The sequence below is a fragment of the Streptomyces sp. CNB091 genome (genome assembly GCF_000377965.1).
The window spans coordinates 73,366-97,553 of record NZ_KB898997.1 but is presented as its reverse complement, the minus strand read 5'-3'; the positions used below and the strand labels follow the sequence as shown (position 1 = coordinate 97,553).

Here is a 24,188-nt window from a genome sequence, read left to right as displayed (position 1 = left end):
GCTTGTGCAGAGCGCACACTTCTCCCCTGATGACCGAATGTCACTCCAAGTAATGCTGAGTATTCAGCTTCAACCTGATGGGTTAGCTTTGTCAACAGCGACGCCCATATCGACGCCGAACACACGGAGCTGCTCAAATGCCACGTGATACGCCGTACTTGCAGGTGGCGGATGCTCTGCGGGCTCGTATCCGGGCCGGTGAATGGGCGGTGGGCGACAAGCTGCCGTCCCGGGCCCGGTTCGCCGAGGAGTACGGCGTCGGTCAGTCCGTGGCGCAGCGGGCCATGGAGCGCCTGATCATCGAGGGCATCCTCGAAGGTCGCGCCGGCTCCGGCACCTACGTCCGCCGGGCCCGCGAGCGCCGGCGCATGGTCCGCTCACGCCACCGCGAGCAGCGCGGCAACAGCCCCTTCGCCTCGGACATGAGCGAGCTCGACCACGAGGCCGACTGGGAGTGCACCAGCACGGCCCGCGTTCCCGCGCCGGAGGACATCGCCGAACGGCTGGCGATCGAGCCCGGCGACCTCTGTGTCGTGACCGACTACGAGTTCCTCGCCGACGGCCTGCCCGTACAGCTCGCCAAGAGCTGGGAGCCGATGGCCATCACCGACGGCACCCCGATCCTGCTCCCGGAGATGGGTCCGCACGGCAAGATCGGCGTCGTGGAGCGGATGCGGTCCATCGGCGTGAACATCGCCACCGGCATCGAGCTTCCCCGCCCCGCCCGCGCGACGCGGGAACAGGCGAATCTGCTCGGGATCTCCCTCGGCGACCTGGTCATCGAGGTGGAGCGCACGTACTTCGACCGCGAGGGGCGCCCGGTGGAGACGGCCGACATCATCGTGCCGGACATCCGCTGGGAGATCGCCTACGAGATCCGCGTCGAGCAACCGGATTCCTGATCCAGGCGCTGAGAGTTGGGCTCCCGTCGGAGTCTGCGCGCCGCGCGCCGCGCTGACTCCACCGACTGCGCGGCGCGCCGACGGGTCACTGAGTCGTGAGTCGTGAGCGGGGGGCTACCCCAGCTACCCCAGCCCTCCCTCACGCGAATCCCCGCCCCATCTCGTCCAGGATCTCGTCGATCACCGCCGCCGGCTCGCGCGTCAGGTCCTCCTCGATCCACATGCGCATCGCGATCCGCAGCGAGGAGAGGAAGCCCGCCGCCAGGACGATCGGGCGGACCGGGGCCGAGGCCGGGCCGGGGCGGGCGGCCACCGCTTCGGCCAGGTCGCGTTCCAGGGTGGCGTGGTTGGCCAACTGGCGGGCCAGCAGCGAGGGGTGGCGCATCGCCAGGCGGGTGCGCACCGCCCACTCGCGCTCCGGGGGCGCCACGCGTTCCGCGAACTGGGCCACCGCCGCGCGCAGGGCCGGCCAGGCGGGTTCGTCGGCGGGGCGGTCCCGCACCGTACGGACCAGGGTCCTGATCTGCTGCTCCTCGCCGTAGAGGAGGGCGTCCTCCTTGTTGGTGAAGTAGTTGGAGAACGTCCTGCGGGAGATCCCGGCCGCGTCCGCCACCGCCTCGACCGTCACCTGGTCGAAGCCGTGCTCCACCGTCAGGCGCAGGGTCGCCTCGTGCACGGCCTGCCGGGTGGCTTCCTTCTTGCGTTCCCGGAGTCCGGGTCCCGGTCCGGGTCCCGGTCCGGGTCCCGGTCCGGGTCCCGGTCCGGGTCCCGGTCCGGGTCCCGGTCCCGGTCCCGGCCCCGCAGTGCTGCTGTCCATGGGGGCATTATCCCTGCGCGCCGGATTGTTGCACACTGGGCAAAATTGCCCAGTGTGCATGTATGGTGAAGTCTTCTCCCTCCCGTACGGGCTTCCTGTGCAGCCGTCCGGCGCAGACGACGCCCCGTACGGGCCTCTCGTACGAACTTTCCGGAGGTTGCGCGTGAGCGCAGCAGACACCGCCACCGCCCCGGCCGGGGCCCCCGCCGCCGCACCCATGGACCACCGGCACGTCCTGCGGGCCCTGAGCGGACTGCTCATCGTGCTGTTCGTGGCGATGATCAGCAGCACCGTGGTCTCGGTCGCGCTCCCGCAGATCATCGGGTCCCTCGACGGCACGCAGTCGCAGTACACCTGGGTCGTCACCGCGACCCTGCTCGCCTCCACGGCCTCCACCCCGATCTGGGGCAAGCTCGCCGACCTGTTCAGCAAGAAGCTGCTGCTCCAGATAGCCATCGGGCTCTTCGTCGTCTCCTCCGTCGCCTGCGGATTCGCTCAGTCCACCGAGCAGTTGATCGCCTTCCGCGCCGTACAGGGGCTCGGCATGGGCGCGCTCCAGGTGCTCGTCCAGGTGATCATCGCCGCGATGATCAGCCCGAAGGAGCGCGGCCGCTACAACGGTTACCTCGGCGGTGTCATGGCCGTCGCCACCGTCGGCGGGCCGCTGCTCGGCGGGTTCATCACCGACGCCTCCTGGCTCGGCTGGCGCTGGTGCTTCTTCATCGCCGTGCCCTTCACGCTGGTCGCCTCCGTGATCCTCGCCCGCACCCTGCACCTCGCCGAGGTCCGCAGGCCCGACACCAAGGTCGACTACCTCGGCGCGTCGCTGATCGCCGCCGGGGTCAGTCTCCTGCTCCTCTGGGTCACCTTCGTCGGCACCGACTTCGACTGGATCTCCTGGCAGAGCGGCCTCATGGTCGGCGGAAGCGTGATCGTCCTCGGTGCGGCCGTTCTCGTCGAGACCCGGGTCAAGGAGCCCGTCGTCCCGATGCACGTCGTCCGCCGCCGGGACCCCGCCCTCGCGATCGTCGCCAGCCTCGCCGTCGGCATGGCCATGTTCGGCGGCGCGGTCTTCCTCGGCCAGTACTTCCAGATCGGCCGGGGCTACTCACCCACCGAGGCCGGACTGCTCACCATCCCGCTGATGGCCGGCGTACTCGTCTCCTCGACCGTCGCCGGACGCCTCGTGTCGAAGACCGGCAAGGTCAAGCCGTTCATCGTCGCGGGTGTGATCGTGCTCGCGCTCGGCTTCCTCGGGCTGTCCTTCATCGACCACCGGACCTCGCTCGTCCTGGTGTCGCTGGGGATGCTGGGCGTGGGCGTCGGGGTCGGCCTGTCGATGCAGAACCTGGTGCTCGTCCTCCAGAACACCGTCCCGCTCAGCGAGATCGGCGCGGCCAGCGGGGCGATCACCTTCTTCCGCTCCCTCGGCGGCACCATGGGCGTCTCGGTGCTCGGCGCGGTCCTCGCCCACCAGGTCGCCACCAGGATCACCGACGGGCTGACGAAACTCGGCGTCGACCCGGCCGCGTCCGGCTCCAGCGGCTCCACCCTCAACGTCGCCGCCATGCCGCCCCAGGTCCAGGACGTCGTGCGGGCCGCGTACGGGGAGGCCACCGGCCACATCTTCCTCATCTCGGCCGGCATCGCCGTGATCGGTGTGATCGCCTCCCTGTTCCTGACGCCCACCAAGCTGCGGGACAGCGTCGATCTGTAGGACGTCGATCTGCAGGACAGAGACCCCGGATCGACGCCGGATCGATCCCGGATCCGGGCCAACAGCCCGTTCTCGCGCCCGTACGGGCGCCGGAGCGGGCTGTTGTACTGTTACCACCCCCGTACGCCACGGGGATCGACGAGATCGACCGAGGAGGTGAGACCCATTACCGCTGGATCAGGCTGGGTGCTCACCCCGCGCGATCGCGTCGTACGACCGGCAGCAGCCGACCGGACGGCATAAGTCGATCGCGGAGCGCCCATCGGTTTTCCCGAAAGGCTTCGCTCGTATGCCGGTTCGCCCGTTGAGTTCCCTCTCCTCCACCGTCCTCGCCCTCCGCAGCGCCGGCTGCGTCTTCGCCGAGGACGAGGCCCGTCTCCTCCACGAGGCCGCCGCCTCCGCCGACGAACTGTCCTCCCTCGTCGAGCGCCGCGCCGCCGGGCTGCCGCTCGAACACGTCCTGGGCTGGGCGGACTTCCACGGCCGTCGCTTCGCCGTGGACGCGGGCGTCTTCGTGCCCCGTCGCCGTACGGAGTTCCTGGTAGCGCAGGCCGCCGCCCTTGCACCCCGCCGTGCCGTCGTCGTCGACCTCTGCTGCGGTTCCGGTGCGCTCGGCGTCGCCCTCGCCTCCGCTTCGGACGCGGCCGAACTGCACGCCTGCGACGTCGAACCCGCCGCCGTGCGCTGCGCCCGGCGCAACGTCGGCGACCTGGGACACGTCTACGAGGGCGACCTGTTCGCCCCGCTTCCCGCCACCCTGCGCGGCCGGGTCAACATGCTGCTCGCCAACGTCCCCTACGTCCCCACCGACGACGTCGAGCTGCTGCCCGCCGAAGCTCGCGTCCACGAACCCCGCGTCGCCCTCGACGGGGGCGGCGACGGGCTCGACGTCATGCGCCGGGTCGCCGCCGAAGCGCCCCGGTGGCTCGCGCCCGGCGGCAGCCTGCTCGTGGAGGCGAGCGAACGGCAACGGGACACGGCGGTCGACATCCTGCGCGCCTCCGGGCTGAGCACCCGGGCCCTGGTCTCCGAGGAGTTGTACGCCACCGTCCTCGTCGGCACGGCCCCCGTCGGAGCAGCGGAACACCAGGGGTCTCCTCCGTGGGGGGACCCCGTCACCGTCCCGGATCCGCCGACACAGGACTAGGCTCGAAGGGCCCCGGGGGCGGCGACGGAGCCGCGCCGGGGCGACAAACGGGGACACGGTTCGGTTCGGCTGGCGGGAGAGCACGGAATGACGACGGTGCCGGGGCGCAGAAGCAGTACGTTCACCAGGCTGCTGCGGCACGGATTCACCGACCCGTCCGCCGCGGACCAGCTCCTCGACCTGGACGCGCTGGCCTCCGTACGGTCCGATCCCGTCCTCCTGGAGGCGCTCGGGGCCACCGCCGACCCGGACCTGGCCCTGCGCGGCCTGGTCCGGATCGCCGAGGTGGAGACGGAGAGCGAGCGGCAGGTGCTGCTCGGCACCCTCGTCACCGCCAAACCCCTGCGCGACCGGCTCCTCGGGGTCCTCGGCGCCTCGGAGGCGCTCGGGGACCACCTGGCCCGGCACCCGCGCGACTGGCAGACGCTCGTCACGTACGAGGCGGTCGACCTGAACCCCGGGGTCGCCGAGTTCGAGCGCGGGCTCGCGGACGCCGTCGACCCGGACTCGCTGCGGGTCGCCTACCGCCGGTGTCTGCTCACCCTCGCCGCCCGGGACGTGTGCGGGACCACCGACCTGGCGCGGACCGCCGCCGAACTGGCCGACCTCGCCACCGCCACCCTGCGCGCCGCTCTCGCCATCGCCCGCACGGCCGCGCCCGAGGACGCGGCCCGGTGCCGGCTCGCCGTCGTCGCCATGGGCAAGTGCGGTGGGCGCGAGCTGAACTACGTCTCCGACGTCGACGTGATCTTCGTCGGGGAGGCGCGCGACGGGGTCGACGAGACCGAAGCCATGCAAGCCGCCACCCGGCTGGCCGCCCACATGATGAGGCTCTGCTCCGAGACCACCGCCGAGGGCACCATCTGGGAGGTCGACGCCAACCTCCGCCCCGAGGGCCGCAACGGGCCGCTCGTGCGCACCCTCAGCTCCCACCTCGCCTACTACCAGCGCTGGGCCAAGACCTGGGAGTTCCAGGCCCTGCTGAAGGCCCGCGCGGTGGCCGGCGACCCCGGGCTGGGCGCGCAGTACGTCGAGGCGGTGTCACCGCTCGTCTGGGGGGCCGCCGACCGGGAGAACTTCGTCCCCGACGTGCAGAAGATGCGCCGTCGTGTCGTCGACAACATCCCCGCCGACCGGATCGAGCGGGAGCTGAAGCTGGGCCCGGGCGGACTGCGCGACGTCGAGTTCGCGGTGCAGCTCCTCCAGCTGGTGCACGGCCGCAGCGACGCCTCCCTGCACAGCGGCTCCACCCTCAAGGCGCTGCGGGCGCTCGCCGAGGGCGGGTACGTGGGGCGCGCGGACGCCGCCCAGCTCGACGAGGCGTACCGCTTCCTGCGCTCCATGGAGCACCGTATTCAGCTCTACCGGCTGCGCCGCACCCATCTCGTCCCCGACGACGAGGCGGATCTGCGGCGGCTCGGCCGGTCGCTCGGGATGCGCACCGATCCGGTGAACGAGCTGAACAAGGCCTGGAAGCGGCACGCCTCCGTCGTACGGCGGCTGCATGAGAAGATCTTCTACCGGCCGCTGCTGGACGCCGTCGCCCAGCTGGCCCCCGCCGAGTCCCGGCTCAGTGCGAAGGCCGCCGCGATCCGCCTGGTGGCCCTCGGGTACGCCGACCCGGCCGCCGCCCTGCGGCACCTGGAGGCCCTCTCCTCCGGCGTCACCCGCAAGGCCGCCATCCAGCGCACCCTGCTGCCGGTGCTGCTCGGCTGGTTCGCGGACTCCGCCGACCCGGACGCCGGGCTCCTCGGCTTCCGCAAGGTGTCCGACGCGCTGGGCAAGACCCCGTGGTACCTGCGGCTCCTGCGCGACGAGGGCGCCGCCGCGGAGAACCTCGCCCGGGTCCTCTCCGCCGGCCGCCTCGCCCCCGACCTGCTGATGCGGGCCCCGGAAGCGGTGGCGATCCTCGGCGACCCGGGGGGGCTCACGCCCCGCACCCGGGCCCACCTGGAGCAGGAGATACTGGCCGCGGTGGGGCGTGCCGGGGACGCGGAGTCGGCCGTCGCGGTGGTGCGCGGGGTGCGCCGCCGCGAGCTGTTCCGCACGACGGCCGCCGACCTCATCGGCTCGTACGGCACCGAGGACAACCCCGCCGAGCAGGATCACGGGGCCCTCGTCGACCGCGTCGGCTCGGCCGTCAGCGACCTCAACGCCGCCACCGTCGCGGGCGCGCTGCGGGCCGCCGTCCGCGCGCAGTGGGGCGACACCCTGCCGACCCGGTTCGCCGTCATCGGCATGGGCCGCTTCGGCGGGCACGAGCTGAGTTACGGCTCCGACGCCGACGTCCTCTTCGTCCACCGGCCGCGCGAGGGCGTGAGCGACGAGGAGGCGGCCCGGGCCGCCAACACGGTCATCTCGGAGATGCGGCGGCTGCTTCAGCTGCCGACCGCCGATCCGCCGCTGCTGATCGACGCCGACCTGCGCCCGGAGGGCAAGAGCGGGCCGCTGGTCCGCACACTGAAGTCGTACGAGGCCTACTACCGGCGCTGGTCGCTGGCCTGGGAGAGCCAGGCGCTGCTGCGGGCCGAACCGGTGGCGGGCGACGAGGAGCTGGGCCGCGACTTCATCGAGCTGGTCGATCCGCTGCGGTATCCGATGGAGGGGCTCGGCGAGGACGCCGTACGGGAGATCCGCAGGCTCAAGGCGCGGATGGAGTCCGAGCGGATGCCGCGCGGCGCGGACCCCACGCTCCACACGAAGCTGGGGCGGGGCGGGCTGAGCGACGTCGAGTGGACCGTGCAGCTGATGCAGATGCAGCACGGGTGGGTGGAGCCGGGGCTGCGTACGACGCGTACGCGTGAGGCGCTGGCCGCCGCGTGTGCGGCGGAGCTGATTCCGGTGGAGGACGCGCAGACGCTGGACGAGGCGTGGGTCCTGGCGACGCGGGTCCGCAACGCGGTGATGCTGGTGCGGGGGAGGCCGGGCGACACGTTTCCGTCCGACCCGCGGGAGGTGGCGGCGGTCGGGCGGTACCTGGGGTACGAGCCGGGGCATGTCGGGGACATGTTGGACGACTACCGGCGGATTACGCGGCGGGCGCGGGCGGTGGTGGAGGAGCGGTTCTACGGGGCGGGGGCCTGAGGGCGTGCTCCCGGGGCTCGGCCCCGGGGCCCCCTCGGGGCTCCGCCCCGGGCCCCGCTCCTCAAGCGCCGGAGGGGCTGGGAAAGACGTCCTCAAGCGCCGGACGGGCTGGATTCGGGGCTCTGCCCCGGGCCCCGCTCCTCAAGCGCCGGACGGGCTGGATTCGGGGCTCCGCCCCGGACCCCGCTCCTCAAACGCCGGAGGGGCTGGGAAGGACGGGCTTGAAAGGATCTGGTCCGGCGCTACGGCCTCCGCGAGCCCGCCGGCTGCGGTGCGGGCTTCGGGTCCGGCTCCGATGCCGGGCGGGGGAGTCTGGTCCGCAGGGCGGTCAGGCGGCTCTTGCCGGCTGGTACCGGTACCCACTTCGGCAGCCGGTGCGGCAGTGAGCCGTACCAGACGCGGGAGACCCCGTAGCCGAACCCGAGGCAGGCCATGCCGCCCACCGCGTCCAGCCAGAAGTGGTTGGCGGTGGCCACGATGACGACCAGGGTGAGCGTCGGGTAGAGCAGGCCCAGGATGCGGGCCCAGGGCGCCGAGGCCAGGGCGAAGATCGTCAGGCCGCACCAGAGCGACCAGCCGATGTGCATCGACGGCATCGCCGCGTACTGGTTCGACATGTTCTTGAAGTTGCCCGAGGCCATCGAGCCCCACGTCTCGTGCAGGAGCACGGTGTCGATGAAGTTCGCGCCGTTCATCAGACGGGGTGGCGCCAGCGGGTAGAGGTAGTAGCCGAGCAGGGCCACGCCCGTCGTCGCGAAGAGGACCAGCCGCGTCGCCGCGTAACGGCCCGGGTGGCGGCGGAACAGCCACACGAGGACGCCGATGGTCACGACGAAGTGCAGCGTCGCGTAGTAGTAGTTCATCGACACGATCAGCCATGTGACGGAATTGACCGCGTGATTGACCGTTTCCTCGAAGGCGAGACCCAGCGACTTCTCCGCCGCCCAGATCCAGTCCGCGTTGCGCAGCGCCTGGGCCTTCTGCTCCGGAACGGCATTGCGCACGAGCGAATACAGCCAGTAACTGACCGCGATGAGCAGGATCTCGAACCAGAGCCGGGGGCGGCGGGGCATCCGCAGGGAGTGGAGCCGGGCCAGCAGTCTGCCGGTCTTCCCGGAAGCCGGGGGAAGGGGGGGCGGGGTGGCGGCTTCTGGGGCCGCCTGGGCCGCGATGGGTGAAGGATCGGCCGTCGACCGGCCTTCGTGCGTGGTCACCTGTGTTTCACCCATAGGCAGAGAGTCTTCCATAGTGATTCCCCTGCCCCCGATCATCCTCCGGTCGGGTTCCGGTCGCACGTCCTGCGTCTCAAGGACGAGGGAGCGACCCTGAGCCGCCTGCGGGGCCCGAGGCCGTCGAACCGCGAACCACCAGCTCGGGCATGAAGACGAACTCGCTGTGCGGCGCCGGGGTTCCGCCGATCTCCTCCAGGAGCGTGCGGACGGCGGCCTGGCCCATCGCCGTCACCGGCTGCCGGATCGTCGTCAGCGGCGGGTCCGTGAACGCTATGAGCGGCGAGTCGTCGTAGCCCACGACCGAGAGATCGCGCGGCACATCCTTGGAAAGCCGGCGGGCCGCCCGGATCGCCCCGAGCGCCATCATGTCGCTCGCGCACACGACCGCCGTGCAGCCGCGCTCCATCAGGGCGGAGGCGGCGGCCTGGCCGCCCTCCAGCGTGTACAGGGAGTGCTGGATCAACTCCTCCACCGCGTCCGGTGCGAGGCCGAGCTGCTCCCGCATCGTCGCGTGGAAGCCCTCGATCTTGCGGAGCACCGGCACGAAGCGCTTGGGGCCGACCGCCAGTCCGATACGGGTGTGGCCGAGCGCCACCAGATGCGTCACCGCGAGGCGCATCGCCGCCCGGTCGTCCGGGGAGATGAACGGCGCCTGCACCTTGGCGGAGAAGCCGTTCACCAGGACGAACGGGACGCCCTGGCCGCGCAGTTGCTCGTAGCGTTGCATATCGGCCGAGGTGTCCGCGTGCAGCCCGGAGACGAAGATGATGCCGGAAACGCCCCGGTCCACCAGCATTTCGGTGAGTTCGTCCTCGGTGGAGCCGCCGGGCGTCTGGGTCGCCAGCACCGGGGTGTAGCCCTGCCGGGTCAGCGCCTGGCCGATGACCTGCGCCAGCGCCGGGAAGATCGGGTTCTCCAGCTCCGGGGTGATCAGGCCGACCAGTCCCGCGCTGCGCCTGCGCAGCCGCACCGGGCGTTCGTACCCCAGCACGTCGAGCGCCGCGAGGACGGATTCGCGGGTGGTCGCCGCGACTCCGGGCTTGCCGTTCAGGACCCGGCTGACCGTTGCTTCGCTGACCCCCGCCTGAGTTGCGATATCGGCAAGCCGTGCGGTCATGGGATGGGACTGTACCGGGCCCGTGTCGGATTGCCCACCGTCTGCGGGGCGGTGCGGGGGAGGGTGCCGGAGGGTTCTCCGGCAACGTCTTGCAAGGACTTGCGGTCCCGGATCGCGGGCCGCGGTCGGATCGTCGCACTGCGGATATGCCGTGTCCCGCCTGCCCCTGCCAGGGATGAGGGAGTGCCGTCAAGGGGCTTGACGGCAACCTTGAGGACACGCGAATGTAACGATCACCAAGGCTTGCAGAAATCTTCCGCAAGGTCTTTCGGTCGTCTTTCATCCTTGTTACGTTCACGTCGACCCGGCGCCGCGACGGAGCGGTACGGCAGTTGAAGGAGTTCAGATGCGACGTGGCATAACGGCCACCGCCCTGGTCGCGGCCCTGGCGCTCGCGGCGACCGCCTGCGGCAGCGACGAGAAGTCCGGCGGCGGCAAGAGCTCGGGCGAGCTCTCCGGCACGGTGACCTGGTGGGACACCTCCAGCGTCGGCAGCGAGGACAAGGTCTTCAAGAAGCTGGCCGAGGGCTTCGAGAAGAAGCACCCGAAGGTCGACGTCAAGTACGTCAACGTGCCCTTCGGCGACGCGCAGAACAAGTTCAAGAACGCCGCCCAGGCCGGCGACGGCGCCCCCGACGTGATCCGCTCCGAGGTCGCCTGGACGCCGGACTTCGCCAACCTCGGCTACCTGGCCCCCCTGGACGGCACCCCCGCCCTGAAGAACCAGGACGACTTCCTCAAGCAGGCCGTCGCGTCCACCAAGTACGAGGACAAGACCTACGCCGTCCCGCAGGTCATCGACTCCATGGGCGTCTTCTACAACAAGAAGCTGTTCAAGGAGGCCGGCGTCGAGGCGCCCGCCGACCTGGCCGACCTCAAGACCGTGGCCGAGAAGATCAAGGACAAGACCGGCAAGACCGGCCTCTACCTCCGCGGCGACGACCCGTACTACTTCCTCTCCTTCCTCTACGGCGAGGGCGGCGACATGGTCGACGCCTCCTCCAAGAGCGTCACCATCGACAAGCCCGAGGGCGTCAAGGCGTTCGAGGCGGTCAAGGCCCTGGTCGACGACGGCACCGCGAAGACGGATGCCTCGGACGGCTGGGAGAACATGATGCAGTCGTTCAAGAACGGCGACGTCGCGATGATGATCAACGGCCCCTGGGCCGTCGCCGACACCCTGACCGGCAAGGAGTTCACGGACAAGGACAACCTGGGCGTCGCCCCGGTCCCGGCCGGCTCCGCCGCCCAGGGCGCCCCGCAGGGCGGCCACAACCTGGCCGTCTACGCCGGCTCCAAGAACCTCGACGCCTCCTACGCCTTCGTCGAGTACATGACCTCCGTGGACAGCCAGGCCACTGCCGCCGGCGAGCTGAACCTGCTGCCCACCCGCACCTCCGCGTACGCCAAGCAGGAGGCCGTGGACAGCGAGATCGTCGGCTTCTTCAAGCCGGTCGTCGAGACCGCCGTCGAGCGCCCCTGGATCCCCGAGGGCGGCAGCCTCTTCGAGCCGCTGCGCATCGAGTACACCAAGGTCCTCACCGGCCAGACCACGCCGGAGAAGGCCGCCAAGGCCACCGGCGACTCCTACCGCAAGCTCCTTGAGGGCTGGAAGTAACAGGAAGGCTGGCCGACTGATGGCTGTCCACACCAGCCAGTCGGTGGTGAAGGCCGCGGGCGAGAACACCGCCCGCGGCCGGAGCCGCGGTACTGGCACCCCACCACCGACCCCCGGCCGTCTGCGACGGGCGCTGTCGGTCCACTGGTACGCCTGGGCCATGGTCGCCCCGGTCGTCATCGTGATCGGCGTGATCATCGGCTATCCGCTGGTCCGCGGCATCTACCTCTCGATGACCGACGCGGACGAGCGCAACGTCGCCCGCTCCATCGGCGTCAACGAGATCCCCGCCACCTACGAGTTCGTCGGCGCGGACAACTACATCGACGCGCTGACCGGCTCGCAGTTCCTCGGCACGCTCGGCTGGACGCTGGTGTGGACCGTCTCCTGCGTGAGCGTCACGTTCGTCCTGGGCATGGCCCTGGCGAACATCCTCAACCGCCGCATCGCCGGACGCTCCGCCTACCGCATGGCCCTCATCCTGCCCTGGGCCATCCCCGGCTTCGTCTCCGTCTTCGCCTGGCGCTTCCTCTACAACGAGGAGCGCGGTCTGCTCAACAAGGTCCTCGGCGGCGCCGGCATCGACGCCGTGCCGTGGCTGAACGACCCGACCTGGGCCAAGTTCGCGGTCATCGCCGTCAACGTCTGGCTCGGCATCCCGTTCATGATGGTCGCCCTCCTCGGCGGACTCCAGTCCATCCCCTCCGAGCAGTACGAGGCGGCCGAGATGGACGGCGCCACCGCCTGGCAGCGCTTCCGCCACATCACCCTGCCAGGACTGCGCCCGGTCTCCACCACGGTGGTCCTGCTCTCCACCATCTGGACCTTCAACATGTTCCCGGTGATCTTCCTGCTGACCCGCGGCGGACCCGGCGAGGCCACCCAGATCCTCGTGACCCAGGCGTACAAGTTCTCCTTCGAGATCAGCCCGCGCGACTACGCGCAGTCCTCCACCTGGGGCGTGCTGATCCTCGTACTCCTGATGCTCTTCGCCGTCGTCTACCGGCGGGTCCTGCGCTCCCAGGGAGACAACTGGTGACCACCGCGACCGACACCCCCGTCCGGCACGCCGTGCCCAAGGTCCGGCTGCGCGGCGAGCGCTCCCCGCTCGCCTCCGTCGCCCTGCACCTCCCCCTGATCATCGCCTCGGTGATCGCGGTCTTCCCGGTGCTGTGGGTCCTGCTGACCTCGCTCAAGCCCGCCAAGTTCGCGACCACCACGGACTTCTTCCGCGAGACGACGTTCGTCAACTACACGAACCTGATCCGCGACACGGAGTTCCTCAACTGGTTCGCCAACTCCGTGATCATCTCCGCGCTCTCCACCGTGATCGGCGTCTTCGTCGCCGCCACCACCGGCTACGCGGTGAGCCGCTTCCGCTTCCCCGGCAAGCGCGGGCTGATGTGGACGCTGCTCATCACCCAGATGTTCCCGGTCGCCGTCCTCATCGTGCCGATCTACAACATCATGTCGAGCCTCGGGCTGCTCAACCAGCCCATGGGACTCGTCATCACCTACCTCACCATCTCGGTGCCGTTCTGCGCCTGGATGATGAAGGGCTTCTTCGACACCATCCCGCGCGAGATCGACGAGTCGGGCGAGGTCGACGGCCTCACCCCGTTCGGCACCTTCTTCCGGCTGATCCTGCCGCTGGCCAAGCCGGGCCTCGCGGTCACCGCGTTCTACTCCTTCATCACCGCCTGGGGCGAAGTGGCGTACGCCTCCGCCTTCCTGGTCGGCGACGAGAACCTCACGCTGGCCGGCGGGCTCCAGAAGTTCGTCAACCAGTACGGAGCCCAGTGGGGCCCCATGACCGCGGCCTCCGTGCTCATCGCCATCCCGGCCGCCCTGGTGTTCCTCTTCGCCCAGAAACACCTGGTCACCGGCATGTCTGCCGGAGCCGTCAAGGGCTGAGAGGCCCCCTGGCCACCCGCACCAGCACCCGCACGCACCACCGCACCCGTCACGGCGGCGCCGGAAACCCGGACCCGGTCCCCGGCGCCGCTCCCCACCCAGACACCCCAGGGACGACATGACCCAGCACCTCGCTGCCCCCTCCACCGGCACGTCCGACGACGCCCCGGGCCACCGCACCGGCTGGTGGCAGGACGCGGTGATCTACCAGGTCTATCCGCGGAGCTTCGCCGACGGCAACGGCGACGGCATGGGCGACCTCGCCGGCGTCACCGCCCGCCTGCCCCACCTGAAGGACCTGGGCGTCGACGCGGTCTGGCTCAGCCCCTTCTACGCCTCCCCGCAGGCCGACGCGGGCTACGACGTCGCCGACTACCGGGCCATCGACCCGATGTTCGGCAACCTGCTGGACGCCGACGCGCTGATCCGCGAGGCCCACGGCCTGGGCCTGCGCATCATCGTCGACCTGGTCCCCAACCACTCCTCCGACCAGCACGAGTGGTTCAAGCGCGCCCTGGCCGAGGGCCCCGGCTCCGCCCTGCGCGACCGCTACCACTTCCGCCCCGGAAAGGGCGCCGCCGGCGAACTCCCGCCCAACGACTGGGAGTCCATCTTCGGCGGCCCCGCCTGGACCCGTACGGCGAACCCGGACGGCACCCCCGGCGACTGGTACCTCCACCTCTTCGCCCCCGAGCAGCCCGACTTCAACTGGGAACACCCGGCCGTCGCCGACGAGTTCCGCTCCATCCTCCGCTTCTGGCTCGACATGGGCGTCGACGGCTTCCGCGTCGACGTCGCCCACGGCCTCGTCAAGGCCGAGGGGCTGCCCGACCTCGGCTCCCACGACCAGCTCAGGCTGCTCGGCAACGACATCATGCCGTTCTTCGACCAGGACGGCGTCCACGCGATCTACCGCAGCTGGCGCACCATCCTCGACGAGTACCCGGGCGAGAGGATCGCCGTCGCCGAGGCCTGGACCCCGACCGTCGAGCGCACCGCCAACTACGTGCGCCCCGACGAGATGCACCAGGCGTTCAACTTCCAGTACCTGGCCACCGCCTGGGACGCCGCCGAACTGCGCGAGGTCATCGACACCTCGCTCGCCGCGATGCGCCCGGTCGGCGCGCCCGCCACCTGGGTGCTCTCCAACCACGACGTCACCCGGCACGCCACCCGCTTCGCCAACCCGGCGGGCCTCGGCACCCAGATCCGCACCCCCGGCGACCGCGAGATGGGCCTGCGCCGGGCCCGCGCCGCCACCCTCCTGATGCTCGCCCTGCCCGGCTCCGCCTACGTCTACCAGGGCGAGGAGCTCGGCCTGCCCGACGTCACCGACCTGCCCGACGAGGCCCGCCAGGACCCCTCGTTCTTCCGCGCCGACGGCCAGGACGGCTTCCGCGACGGCTGCCGCGTCCCGATCCCGTGGACCCGCGAGGGAGGTTCGTACGGCTTCGGCGACGGCGGCAGCTGGCTCCCGCAGCCCGCCGGCTGGGGTGAGCTCTCCGTCGAGGCGCAGACCGGCGTGGAGGGCTCCACCCTGGAGCTGTACCGCGCCGCCATCGCCGCCCGCCGGGAGCACCCGGGCCTCGGCGCGGGCACGGACGTCGAGTGGCTGGACGGCCCCGAAGGCGTCCTCGTCCTCGCCCGCCCGGGCTTCGTCTGCACCGTCAACACCACCGGCGCCCCCGTCCGTATCGCCGCCCGCGGCCGGGTGCTGCTCGCCAGCTCCCCGGTCACCGTGGACGGCGCCGAGGCCGAGCTGCCCGCCGACACCACGGTGTGGTGGACGGTGTGACACTGCCCGCGCCCAGGACCACGGCGGCGCCCCGCCTCTCCGACATCGCCGGACAGGCGGCGGTCAGCGAGGCGACGGTCAGCCGGGTCCTGAACGGGAAGCAGGGCGTCGCGGACTCCACGCGTCAGCGGGTGCTCGCGGCGCTCGACATCCTGGGCTACGAGCGGCCCGTACGGCTGCGGCAGCGCAGCGCCGGACTGATCGGCCTGGTGACGCCCGAACTCACCAACCCGATCTTCCCGGCGTTCGCGCAGTCCGTCGAACAGGTGCTGGCCGGGCACGGCTACACCCCCGTGCTCTGCACCCAGCTGCCGGGCGGTGCGACGGAGGACGAACTCGTCGAGCAGCTCGTGGAGCGCGGCGTCGGCGGCATCGTCTTCCTCTCCGGGCTGCACGCGGACACCTCCGCCGACCCGGGCCGGTACGCCGCGCTCACCGAGCGCGGCGTGCCGTTCGTCCTGATCAACGGCTACAACGAGCGCATCAGCGCACCGTTCGTCTCGCCCGACGACAACGCCGCCGTACGGATGGCCCTGGGGCACCTCGCCGAGCTAGGCCACCGCCGGATCGGCCTGGCCATAGGCCCGCAGCGCTACGTCCCCTCCCGCCGCAAGCGCGACGGGTTCGTGGACGCGGCCGTCTCGGTGCTCGGCATGGACAGGGCCGAGGCCGAACTGCTCGTCTGCTCCACGCTGTTCAGCGTCGAAGGCGGCCAGGTGGCGGCGGGCGCCCTGCTGGACGCGGGGTGCACGGGCATCGTCTGCGGCAGCGACCTGATGGCCCTCGGCGTGGTCCGCGCCGCCCGCGGGAGGGGCCTGGAGGTACCCCGTGACGTCTCGGTCGTCGGCTTCGACGACTCACAGCTCATCGCGTTCACCGACCCGCCGCTGACCACGGTGCGCCAGCCCGTGCAGGCGATGGCGGCGGCCGCCGTGGGCGCGCTGCTGGAGGAGATCGGGGGCAGCCCGGTGCAGCGCACCGAGTACGTCTTCCAGCCGGAGCTGGTCGTACGGGGCTCGACGGCGGCGGTACGCAACGGCTGACCGCTAAGCGTCAGCGGGCCCGTGCGGGACGGGCTCCCGCAGACACGGACACGTACAGGAGAGGCACCAGGAGTCGGCCCAAGACGGGCCGGCGGGGAGTTGCAGCGACTCCGGGTGCCTCTCTTGCCGTGACCGGCCCGGCCGGCCGGGCGTGTGGGGTCCGACGGCGTGCAGCGGTGCCGGATCCCCCGGCCGACCGGACCGGAGTCGGGAGAAAACGTAACAGGCTCGCAATATCTTGCGAAAGACCTTGCAGCGAGAAATCGCGAGGAAGTCGGGAAGGAAACTCCGCTGTTTCGCGGATGTGGGCGGGGGATGTCCAAAGGGTTGACCGGTGACGGGTGGGCTCGTACGGTCTGCTCCGCGGCAAGGTTTGCATTCTTGCAGCAAGAACCTTCAGGAGCCTTGAGGGCACGGCGCGTTGCCGACTGAGGCTGCACCGTCATCCCCGCTTCCCCCACCCGCAGGAGGAAAGACATGGCACGCAGATCCCTGTCTGCCGCGCTCGCCCTCGTGGCCGGCGCCGCCGCCCTCGTCGTCCCCACCGGATTCGGCGCCGCAGGCACCGCGCAGGCCGCCGCCCCGGGCGACAAGGACGTCACCGCCGTGATGTTCGAGTGGAAGTTCACCTCCATAGCCAAGGCCTGCACGGACACCCTCGGTCCGGCGGGCTACGGCTACGTCCAGGTCTCGCCGCCGCAGGAGCACATCCAGGGCGGCCAGTGGTGGACCTCCTACCAGCCCGTCAGCTACCGGATCGCCGGCCGGCTCGGCGACCGGTCCGCCTTCTCCGCCATGGTGAACACGTGTCACGCGGCCGGCGTCAAGGTCATCGCTGACTCGGTCATCAACCACATGTCGGCGGGCAACGGCACCGGCACCGGAGGCTCCGCGTACTCCAAGTACGACTACCCGGGCCTCTACTCCGGCAACGACATGGACGACTGCCGGTCCCCGATCAACAACTACAACGACCGAGGCAACGTCCAGAACTGCGAGCTGGTCGGCCTCGCCGACCTGGACACCGGTGAGGACTACGTACGCGGCAGGATCGCCGGCTACCTCAACGACCTGCTCTCGCTCGGCGTCGACGGCTTCCGGATCGACGCCGCCAAGCACATGCCCGCCGGCGACCTCGCCAACATCAAGTCCCGGCTGACCAACCCGAACGTCTACTGGAAGCACGAGGCGATCTTCGGGGCCGGTGAGGCCGTCTCGCCCTCCGAGTACCTCGGCAGCGGAGACGTCCAGGAGTTCCGGTACGGGCGGAGCCTCAAGCAGGTCTTCCTCAACGAGAACCTCGCCCACCTGAAGAACTTCGGCGAGGGCTGGGGCTTCATGGAGTCCGGCAAGTCCGCCGTCTTCGTCGACAACCACGACACCGAGCGCGGCGGCGACACCCTCAACTACAAGAACGGGTCCGCCTACACCCTGGCCAGTGTCTTCATGCTGGCCTGGCCCTACGGCTCCCCGGACGTCCACTCCGGCTACGAGTTCAGCGACCACGACGCGGGACCGCCGAACGGCGGCCAGGTGAACGCCTGCTACAGCGACGGCTGGAAGTGCCAGCACGCCTGGCGCGAGATCTCCTCCATGGTCGGCTTCCGCAACACCGCGCGCGGCCAGGGAGTCACCAACTGGTGGGACAACGGCGGCGACCAGATCGCCTTCGGCCGGGGGAACAAGGCGTACGTCGCCATCAACCACGAGGGCTCCGCGCTGAACCGGACCTTCCAGACCTCGCTGCCCGCCGGCGACTACTGCGACGTGCAGTCCGGCAAGGGCGTCCAGGTCAACGGCTCCGGCCAGTTCACCGCCACCGTCCCGGCCGGCACCGCCGTCGCCCTGCACACCGGTGCCCGTACCTGCGGAGGAGGCGGCACGAACCCCGACCCGGACCCCGGCAACGGCACCTCCGGCGCCTCCTTCGGCGTCAACGCCACCACCCAGCCCGGCCAGAACATCCACGTCACCGGCGACCAGGCCGCCCTCGGCAACTGGAACCCGGCGAGCGCGCCGAAGCTCGACCCGGCGGCGTACCCCGTGTGGAAGCTGGACGTGAACCTGCCCGCCGGGACCACGTTCGCCTACAAGTACGTCCGCAAGGACGCGTCCGGCAACGTCACCTGGGAGAGCGGCGTCAACCGCACCGCCACCGTCCCGGCCTCCGGGAAGGTCACGCTGACCGCCGACGTCTGGCGCGGCTGACACCCGAACCCCCAGCGGGCCGGTGACACTGCCACCGGCCCGCTTCCCCTCCTGAGCGACCCTCTGAGCGACCCCTTGCTCGACCCATCGCTCGACCCCTTGCTCGACCCATCGCTGGGGCCGAGCGACCCCTTGCTCGGGCCCCCGCTCGACCTACCGATCAAGCCCCAAGGAGCACCCTCCGTGTCCCGAACCACCCTCGGACGATGGGCGGTGGCCGCCCTGTGCGCGGCGCTGCTGCCCGTCGTCCCGGCGGCCACCGCCGCCGCGTCGCCCCGGCCGCCGGCCCCGCCATCGGACGCGAAACTCGCCCGTGAGGCGGACCGGCACGACCTCACGCGCGAGCAGTTCTACTTCGTGCTGCCCGACCGGTTCGCCAACGGCGACGCCTCCAACGACCGGGGCGGGCTGACCGGTTCGCGGCTGGAGCACGGCTACGACCCCACCGACAAGGGGTTCTACCAGGGCGGCGACCTCAAGGGCCTCACCCGGAAACTCGACTACATCAAGGAGCTCGGCACCACCGCCATCTGGATGGCGCCGATCTTCAAGAACCGGCCCGTGCAGGGCACCGGCAAGGACGCCTCGGCGGGCTACCACGGCTACTGGATCACCGACTTCACCCAGGTCGACCCGCACTTCGGCACCAACGCCGACCTGGAGCGGCTGATCGACAAGGCCCACGCCAAGGGCATGAAGGTCTTCTTCGACGTCATCACCAATCACACCGCCGACACCGTCGACTACGCGGAGAAGGCCTACGGCTACCAGCCCAAGGGCGCCTTCCCCTACCTCGACGAGGACGGCCGCCCCTTCGACGACCGCGACGGCGTCGAGAAGGTGGACCGGGACTCCTTCCCGTACACCCCGGTGCAGACGCCCGGTACCGGCGAGAAGGTCCCCTCCTGGCTCAACGACCCGACGATGTACCACAACCGGGGCGACTCGACGTGGGCCGGCGAGTCCAACGAGTACGGCGACTTCTCCGGGCTCGACGACCTGTGGACCGAGCGTCCCGAGGTCGTGAAGGGCATGGCGGAGATCTACGAGAAGTGGGTCCGCGACTTCGACATCGACGGCTTCCGCATCGACACCGTCAAACACGTCGACCTGGACTTCTGGACCCAGTGGGCCACCGCGCTCGACGCGTACGCCGCGAAGCGCGGCCGGGACGACTTCTTCATGTTCGGCGAGGTCTACTCCGCCGACACCGAGGTGACCTCCCCGTACGTCACCCGGGGCCGCCTGGACTCCACGCTGGACTTCCCGTTCCAGGACGCCGCCCGGCAGTTCGCCTCCCAGGGCGCGCCCGCCGACCGGCTCGCCTCCGTGTACGGGAACGACTACCGCTACACCACCGACAAGGCCAACGCCTACGAGCAGGTCACCTTCCTCGGCAACCACGACATGGGCCGTATCGGGACCTTCCTGAAGCAGGACAACCCGAAGGCCGACGACGCCGAACTGCTGAAGCGGGCCCGGCTCGCCAACGAGCTGATGTTCCTCGGCCGGGGCAACCCGGTGATCTACTACGGCGACGAGCAGGGCTTCACCGGAGCCGGCGGCGACAAGGACTCCCGCCAGACGCTCTTCGCGTCGAAGACCGCCGATTACCTCGACGACGACCAGCTCGGCACCGACCGCACGCACGCCTCGGACGCGTACGACACGAAGCACCCGGTCTACCGCTCCATCGCCGCCCTGTCCAAGCTCACCAAGGCCCACCCGGCACTGCGCGACGGCACCCAGATCGAGCGGTTCGCGGAAGGCTCGGTGTACGCCACCTCGCGCATCGATACCGAGCGGCCCCACGAGTACCTCGTCGCCTCCAACAACGGCACGAGCCCGCGGAAGGTCCGGCTCGCCACCGAGTCAGCCGACATGAACTTCCGTACCCTGTACGGCGGTTCCGGCTCGGGCCGCAGCGGAAAGGACAAGAAGGTCACCGTCACCGTGCCCGCGCTCTCCAGCATCGTGCTGAAGGCGGACCGGACCGTGGACGCACCCGCTGCCAAGCCCACGATCGCGCTGAAGGCCCCGGCCGCCGGCGCCACCGGCACCGTCGGGATCACCGCCGACGTGGACGGCGGACAGCTCAACCGGGTCGTCTTCGCCGCCCAGGTGGGCGACGGGAAGTGGGAGACGCTCGGTTCGGCCGACCACGCCCCGTACAAGGTCACCCAGTACCTCGACGAGACGGTGAAGGCGGGAACGCCGCTGCGCTACAAGGCCGTCGTCGTCGACCGGGCGGGCCGCACCTCCAGTGCCCTCGCCGCGACCACCGCGGGAGCGACCCCGCCAAAGCCGAAGCCCGTCGCCGTCGAGCGCGACCGGGCGGTCGTCCACTACCAGCGCCCCGACGGCGACTACGAGGGCTGGCAGCTGAAGTCCGGCGGGAAGACCGCCGAGTTCATCGGCCGGGACGCCTACGGGGCGTTCGCCTGGCTCGACCTGGAGAAGGGCACCGACTCCGTCCCGTACACCGTCGAGAAGAACGGCACAGCGGACGGTCCGCGGCGGACCGTCGACCTCGGCGTGACCGGTCAGGTCTGGATCGAGCAGGGCAAGGACGGGCAGCGGGCCGAAGCCCCCGAGGCCCCGCCGCAGGACACCGGCAAGGCGGTCCTCAACTACCACCGCCCGGACGGGAACTACGACGGCTGGGGGCTGCACACCTGGTCCGGCGCCAAGGAGCCCACCGACTGGTCCAAGCCGCTGATGCCCGTGAAGAAGGACGCCTACGGGGTCACCTTCGAGGTGCCGCTCGTGGACGGGGCCACCACCCTCAGCTACATCCTGCACAAGGGCGACGACAAGGACCTGCCCACCGACCAGTCCCTGGACCTCGCCACCTACGGCCACGAGGTGTGGATGCTCGGCTCCAAGCCCGGCTACCTCCTCCCGCAGACCGGCGGCGGCGCGGCCCCCGACCTGTCCAAGGCCGAGGCGCAGTGGCTCGACAAGGACACCGTCGTCTGGAAGGTGAAGGCCACCGACGCCACCAGCCAGCAGCTCGTGTACGCGGAGAAGGGCGGTATCTCCGTCGTCGACGGGGTGCTCTCCGACGAGGGCCGGTGGTTGCGGCTCACGCGGTCGGCGCTGAGCGACGCGCAGAAGGCGAAGTACCCGCACCTCAGGGACTACCCGGCGTTCACCGTAGACGCCCGCGACCGGGACCGGGTCCGCGCATCCCTGCGCGGCCAGATCGTCGCCACCCAGCGCGCCGCCAACGGGGCCCTGCTCGCCGCCACCGGCGTACAGACCGCCGGGATCCTGGACGACCTGTACGGGGAGAAGGCGGCCTCCGCCGAACTCGGCCCGGTCTTCCGCAAGTCGACGCCCACGCTCTCCGTGTGGGCCCCCACCGCCCGGACCGTCTCGCTCGAACTCGACGGCCGCACCCACCCGATGAAGCGCGACGACCGCACCGGCGTCTGGTCGGTCACCGGAAAGAAGAACTGGCGAGGCAAGCCCTACCGGTACGCCGTGACCGTCTGGGCCCCCACCGTCCAGAAGATGGTGACCAACAAGGTCACCGACCCCTACTCCACGGCCCTGACCGCCGACTCCGCCCGCAGCCTCGTCGTCGACCTCACCGACCCGAAGCTCGCCCCGCGCGGCTGGTCCGGTCTGAGGAAGCCCGCCGCGACCCCGCTGCGGGACGCCCAGATCCAGGAACTGCACGTCCGCGACTTCTCCGTCACCGACCGCACGGCAAAGCACCCCGGTCAATACCTCGCCTTCACCGACACCGGCTCCCGGGGCATGAAGCACCTCAAGAAGCTCGCCGACTCCGGCACCTCGTACGTCCACCTGCTGCCCGTCTTCGACATCGGCACGATCCCGGAGAAGAAGAAGGACCAGCAGAAGCCCGCCTGCGATCTCCACGTCTACGCCCCCGACTCCGAGGAGCAGCAGGCCTGCGTGAGCAAGGCCGCCGCCAAGGACGGCTTCAACTGGGGCTACGACCCGCTCCACTACACCGTCCCCGAGGGCTCCTACGCCTCCGACCCGGACGGCACCCGGCGCACGGTCGAGTTCCGGCAGATGGTGCAGGGCCTCAACCAGGCCGGACTGCGCACCGTCATGGACGTCGTCTACAACCACACCGTCGCCTCCGGGCAGGACGACAAGTCGGTCCTCGACAGAATCGTCCCCGGCTACTACCAGCGCCTCCTGGAGGACGGCTCCGTCGCCACCTCCACCTGCTGCGCCAACACCGCGCCCGAGAACACCATGATGGGCAAGCTCGTCGTCGACTCGATCGTCACCTGGGCGAAGGAGTACAAGGTCGACGGCTTCCGCTTCGACCTGATGGGCCACCACCCCAAGGACAACATCCTCGCCGTCCGCGAGGCGCTGGACGGGCTGACGCTCGCCGAGGACGGCGTCGACGGCAAGAAGATCATCCTGTACGGCGAGGGCTGGAACTTCGGCGAGATCGCGGACGACGCCCGCTTCGTCCAGGCCACCCAGAAGAACATGGCCGGCACCGGCATCGCCACCTTCTCCGACCGGGCCCGCGACGCCGTGCGCGGCGGCGGCCCCTTCGACGAGGACCCCGGCGTCCAGGGCTTCGCCACCGGCCTCTACACCGACCCCAACTCCTCCCCGGCCAACGGCACCCGCGCCGAGCAGAAGGCCCGGCTGCTGCACTACCAGGACCTGATCAAGGTCGGGCTGACCGGCAACCTCGCCGACTACACCTTCACCGACACCTCCGGCCGCACGGTCAAGGGCTCCGAGGTCGACTACAACGGGGCGCCCGCCGGATACGCGGCCGCACCCGGCGACGCGCTCGCCTACTCCGACGCCCACGACAACGAGACCCTCTTCGACACCCTCGCCTTCAAGCTCCCGGTCGACACGACGGCAGCCGAACGGGCCAGGGCCCAGGTGGTGGCCATGGCCGCCTCCGTCCTCTCCCAGGGGCCCTCGCTCTCCCAGGCCGGCACCGACCTGCTGCGCTCCAAGTCCCTGGACCGCAACTCCTACGACAGCGGCGACTGGTTCAACGCCCTGCACTGGGACTGCCGCGACGGCAACGGCTTCGGCCGGGGCCTGCCGCCCGCCGCCGACAACCAGGACAAGTGGGCGTACGCGAAGCCGCTCCTGGCCGCCACCGGCACCATCGCGCCGAACTGCGCGCAGATCGACGGGGCCTCGGCCGCCTACCGCGACCTGCTCACCATCCGCTCCACCGAGAAGGAGTTCTCCCTGCGCACCGTCGGCCAGGTGCAGTCCGCCCTGTCCTTCCCGCTCTCCGGCACGGCCGAGACACCGGGCGTGATCACCATGCGCCTCGGCGAGCTGGTCGTCGTCCTCAACGCCGCGCCGACCACCGCCGACCAGCGGCTCGCCGCTCCGGCGGGGAAGACGTACGCGCTGCACCCCGTCCAGGCCACGGGCGCGGATCTTACGGTCAAACGAGCCAGGTACGACGGGAAATCGGCCACTTTCACCGTCCCGGGACGCACGGCGGCCGTCTTCACGCTGCGCTGACCTCCGGCAGCACTACGGTGACGGCAGACGTCGGCAATGGAGCCGCGACAGCCGTCCTGGTTCACCGGGCCGGTCCCGCTCTCCCCCTCGGG

At 70.6% G+C, this 24,188-nt stretch carries 14 protein-coding genes; 11 read left to right on the top strand and 3 right to left on the bottom strand.

Features of this window, described 5'->3' with window-relative positions:
• Positions 1-137 precede the first annotated feature (137 nt).
• Entirely contained in the window at positions 138-902 is a 765-nt protein-coding gene (locus D581_RS0115640; protein WP_026290547.1) for a GntR family transcriptional regulator, read from the top strand.
• 139 nt (positions 903-1,041) lie between these two features.
• Here D581_RS0115640 and D581_RS01000000137280 read toward each other — a convergent pair whose 3' ends face one another.
• Positions 1,042-1,719, bottom strand: a complete 678-nt coding sequence (locus D581_RS01000000137280) for an acyl-CoA-like ligand-binding transcription factor (protein ID WP_486585836.1) — start codon at positions 1,717-1,719, stop codon at positions 1,042-1,044.
• A 217-nt stretch (positions 1,720-1,936) separates the two neighbouring features.
• On the opposite strand from D581_RS01000000137280, the gene D581_RS0115630 reads away from it, so the two are divergent.
• The 3 genes from D581_RS0115630 to D581_RS0115620 all read left to right on the top strand — a co-directional run bounded on the left by D581_RS0115630 (position 1,937) and on the right by D581_RS0115620 (position 7,667).
• The gene (locus tag D581_RS0115630) at positions 1,937-3,436 is read left to right on the top strand and encodes an MFS transporter (RefSeq protein ID WP_051114590.1); all 1,500 of its coding nucleotides are present in this window, start codon (positions 1,937-1,939) and stop codon (positions 3,434-3,436) included.
• A 289-nt stretch (positions 3,437-3,725) separates the two neighbouring features.
• Positions 3,726-4,583 carry a putative protein N(5)-glutamine methyltransferase gene (locus tag D581_RS0115625; RefSeq protein WP_018958158.1) on the top strand — a complete coding sequence of 286 codons (858 nt, stop codon included), beginning with the start codon at positions 3,726-3,728 and terminating at the stop codon, positions 4,581-4,583.
• 87 nt (positions 4,584-4,670) lie between these two features.
• Complete coding sequence (locus D581_RS0115620; protein WP_018958157.1) at positions 4,671-7,667, top strand: bifunctional [glutamine synthetase] adenylyltransferase/[glutamine synthetase]-adenylyl-L-tyrosine phosphorylase; 2,997 nt, start codon at positions 4,671-4,673, stop codon at positions 7,665-7,667.
• Positions 7,668-7,909: 242 nt separating this feature from the next.
• On the opposite strand, the gene D581_RS0115615 is transcribed toward D581_RS0115620, so the two are convergent.
• Positions 7,910-8,896, bottom strand: a complete 987-nt coding sequence (locus D581_RS0115615) for a phosphatase PAP2 family protein (RefSeq protein WP_018958156.1) — start codon at positions 8,894-8,896, stop codon at positions 7,910-7,912.
• A 76-nt stretch (positions 8,897-8,972) separates the two neighbouring features.
• The gene (locus tag D581_RS0115610) at positions 8,973-10,016 is read right to left on the bottom strand and encodes a LacI family DNA-binding transcriptional regulator (protein ID WP_018958155.1); all 1,044 of its coding nucleotides are present in this window, start codon (positions 10,014-10,016) and stop codon (positions 8,973-8,975) included.
• A 346-nt stretch (positions 10,017-10,362) separates the two neighbouring features.
• On the opposite strand from D581_RS0115610, the gene D581_RS0115605 reads away from it, so the two are divergent.
• From D581_RS0115605 to pulA, 7 genes are all read left to right on the top strand, one after another.
• Positions 10,363-11,634, top strand: coding sequence for an extracellular solute-binding protein (locus D581_RS0115605; protein ID WP_018958154.1), 1,272 nt, complete (start codon positions 10,363-10,365; stop codon positions 11,632-11,634).
• A 19-nt stretch (positions 11,635-11,653) separates the two neighbouring features.
• Positions 11,654-12,673 (top strand): carbohydrate ABC transporter permease, encoded by a 1,020-nt coding sequence (locus D581_RS0115600; RefSeq protein ID WP_018958153.1) that lies wholly within the window; start codon positions 11,654-11,656, stop codon positions 12,671-12,673.
• Positions 12,670-13,548, top strand: coding sequence for a sugar ABC transporter permease (locus D581_RS0115595; protein WP_018958152.1), 879 nt, complete (start codon positions 12,670-12,672; stop codon positions 13,546-13,548). Before D581_RS0115600 ends, D581_RS0115595 begins: the two co-directional genes overlap by 4 nt.
• A gap of 118 nt (positions 13,549-13,666) precedes the next feature.
• Entirely contained in the window at positions 13,667-15,343 is a 1,677-nt protein-coding gene (locus D581_RS0115590; protein ID WP_018958151.1) for a glycoside hydrolase family 13 protein, read from the top strand.
• Complete coding sequence (locus D581_RS0115585; protein WP_018958150.1) at positions 15,328-16,386, top strand: LacI family DNA-binding transcriptional regulator; 1,059 nt, start codon at positions 15,328-15,330, stop codon at positions 16,384-16,386. Before D581_RS0115590 ends, D581_RS0115585 begins: the two co-directional genes overlap by 16 nt.
• A 477-nt stretch (positions 16,387-16,863) precedes the next feature.
• Entirely contained in the window at positions 16,864-18,594 is a 1,731-nt protein-coding gene (locus tag D581_RS0115580; RefSeq protein ID WP_018958149.1) for a carbohydrate-binding module family 20 domain-containing protein, read from the top strand.
• 183 nt (positions 18,595-18,777) lie between these two features.
• Complete coding sequence (gene pulA / locus D581_RS0115575; protein ID WP_018958148.1) at positions 18,778-24,096, top strand: pullulanase-type alpha-1,6-glucosidase; 5,319 nt, start codon at positions 18,778-18,780, stop codon at positions 24,094-24,096.
• Positions 24,097-24,188 lie beyond the last annotated feature (92 nt).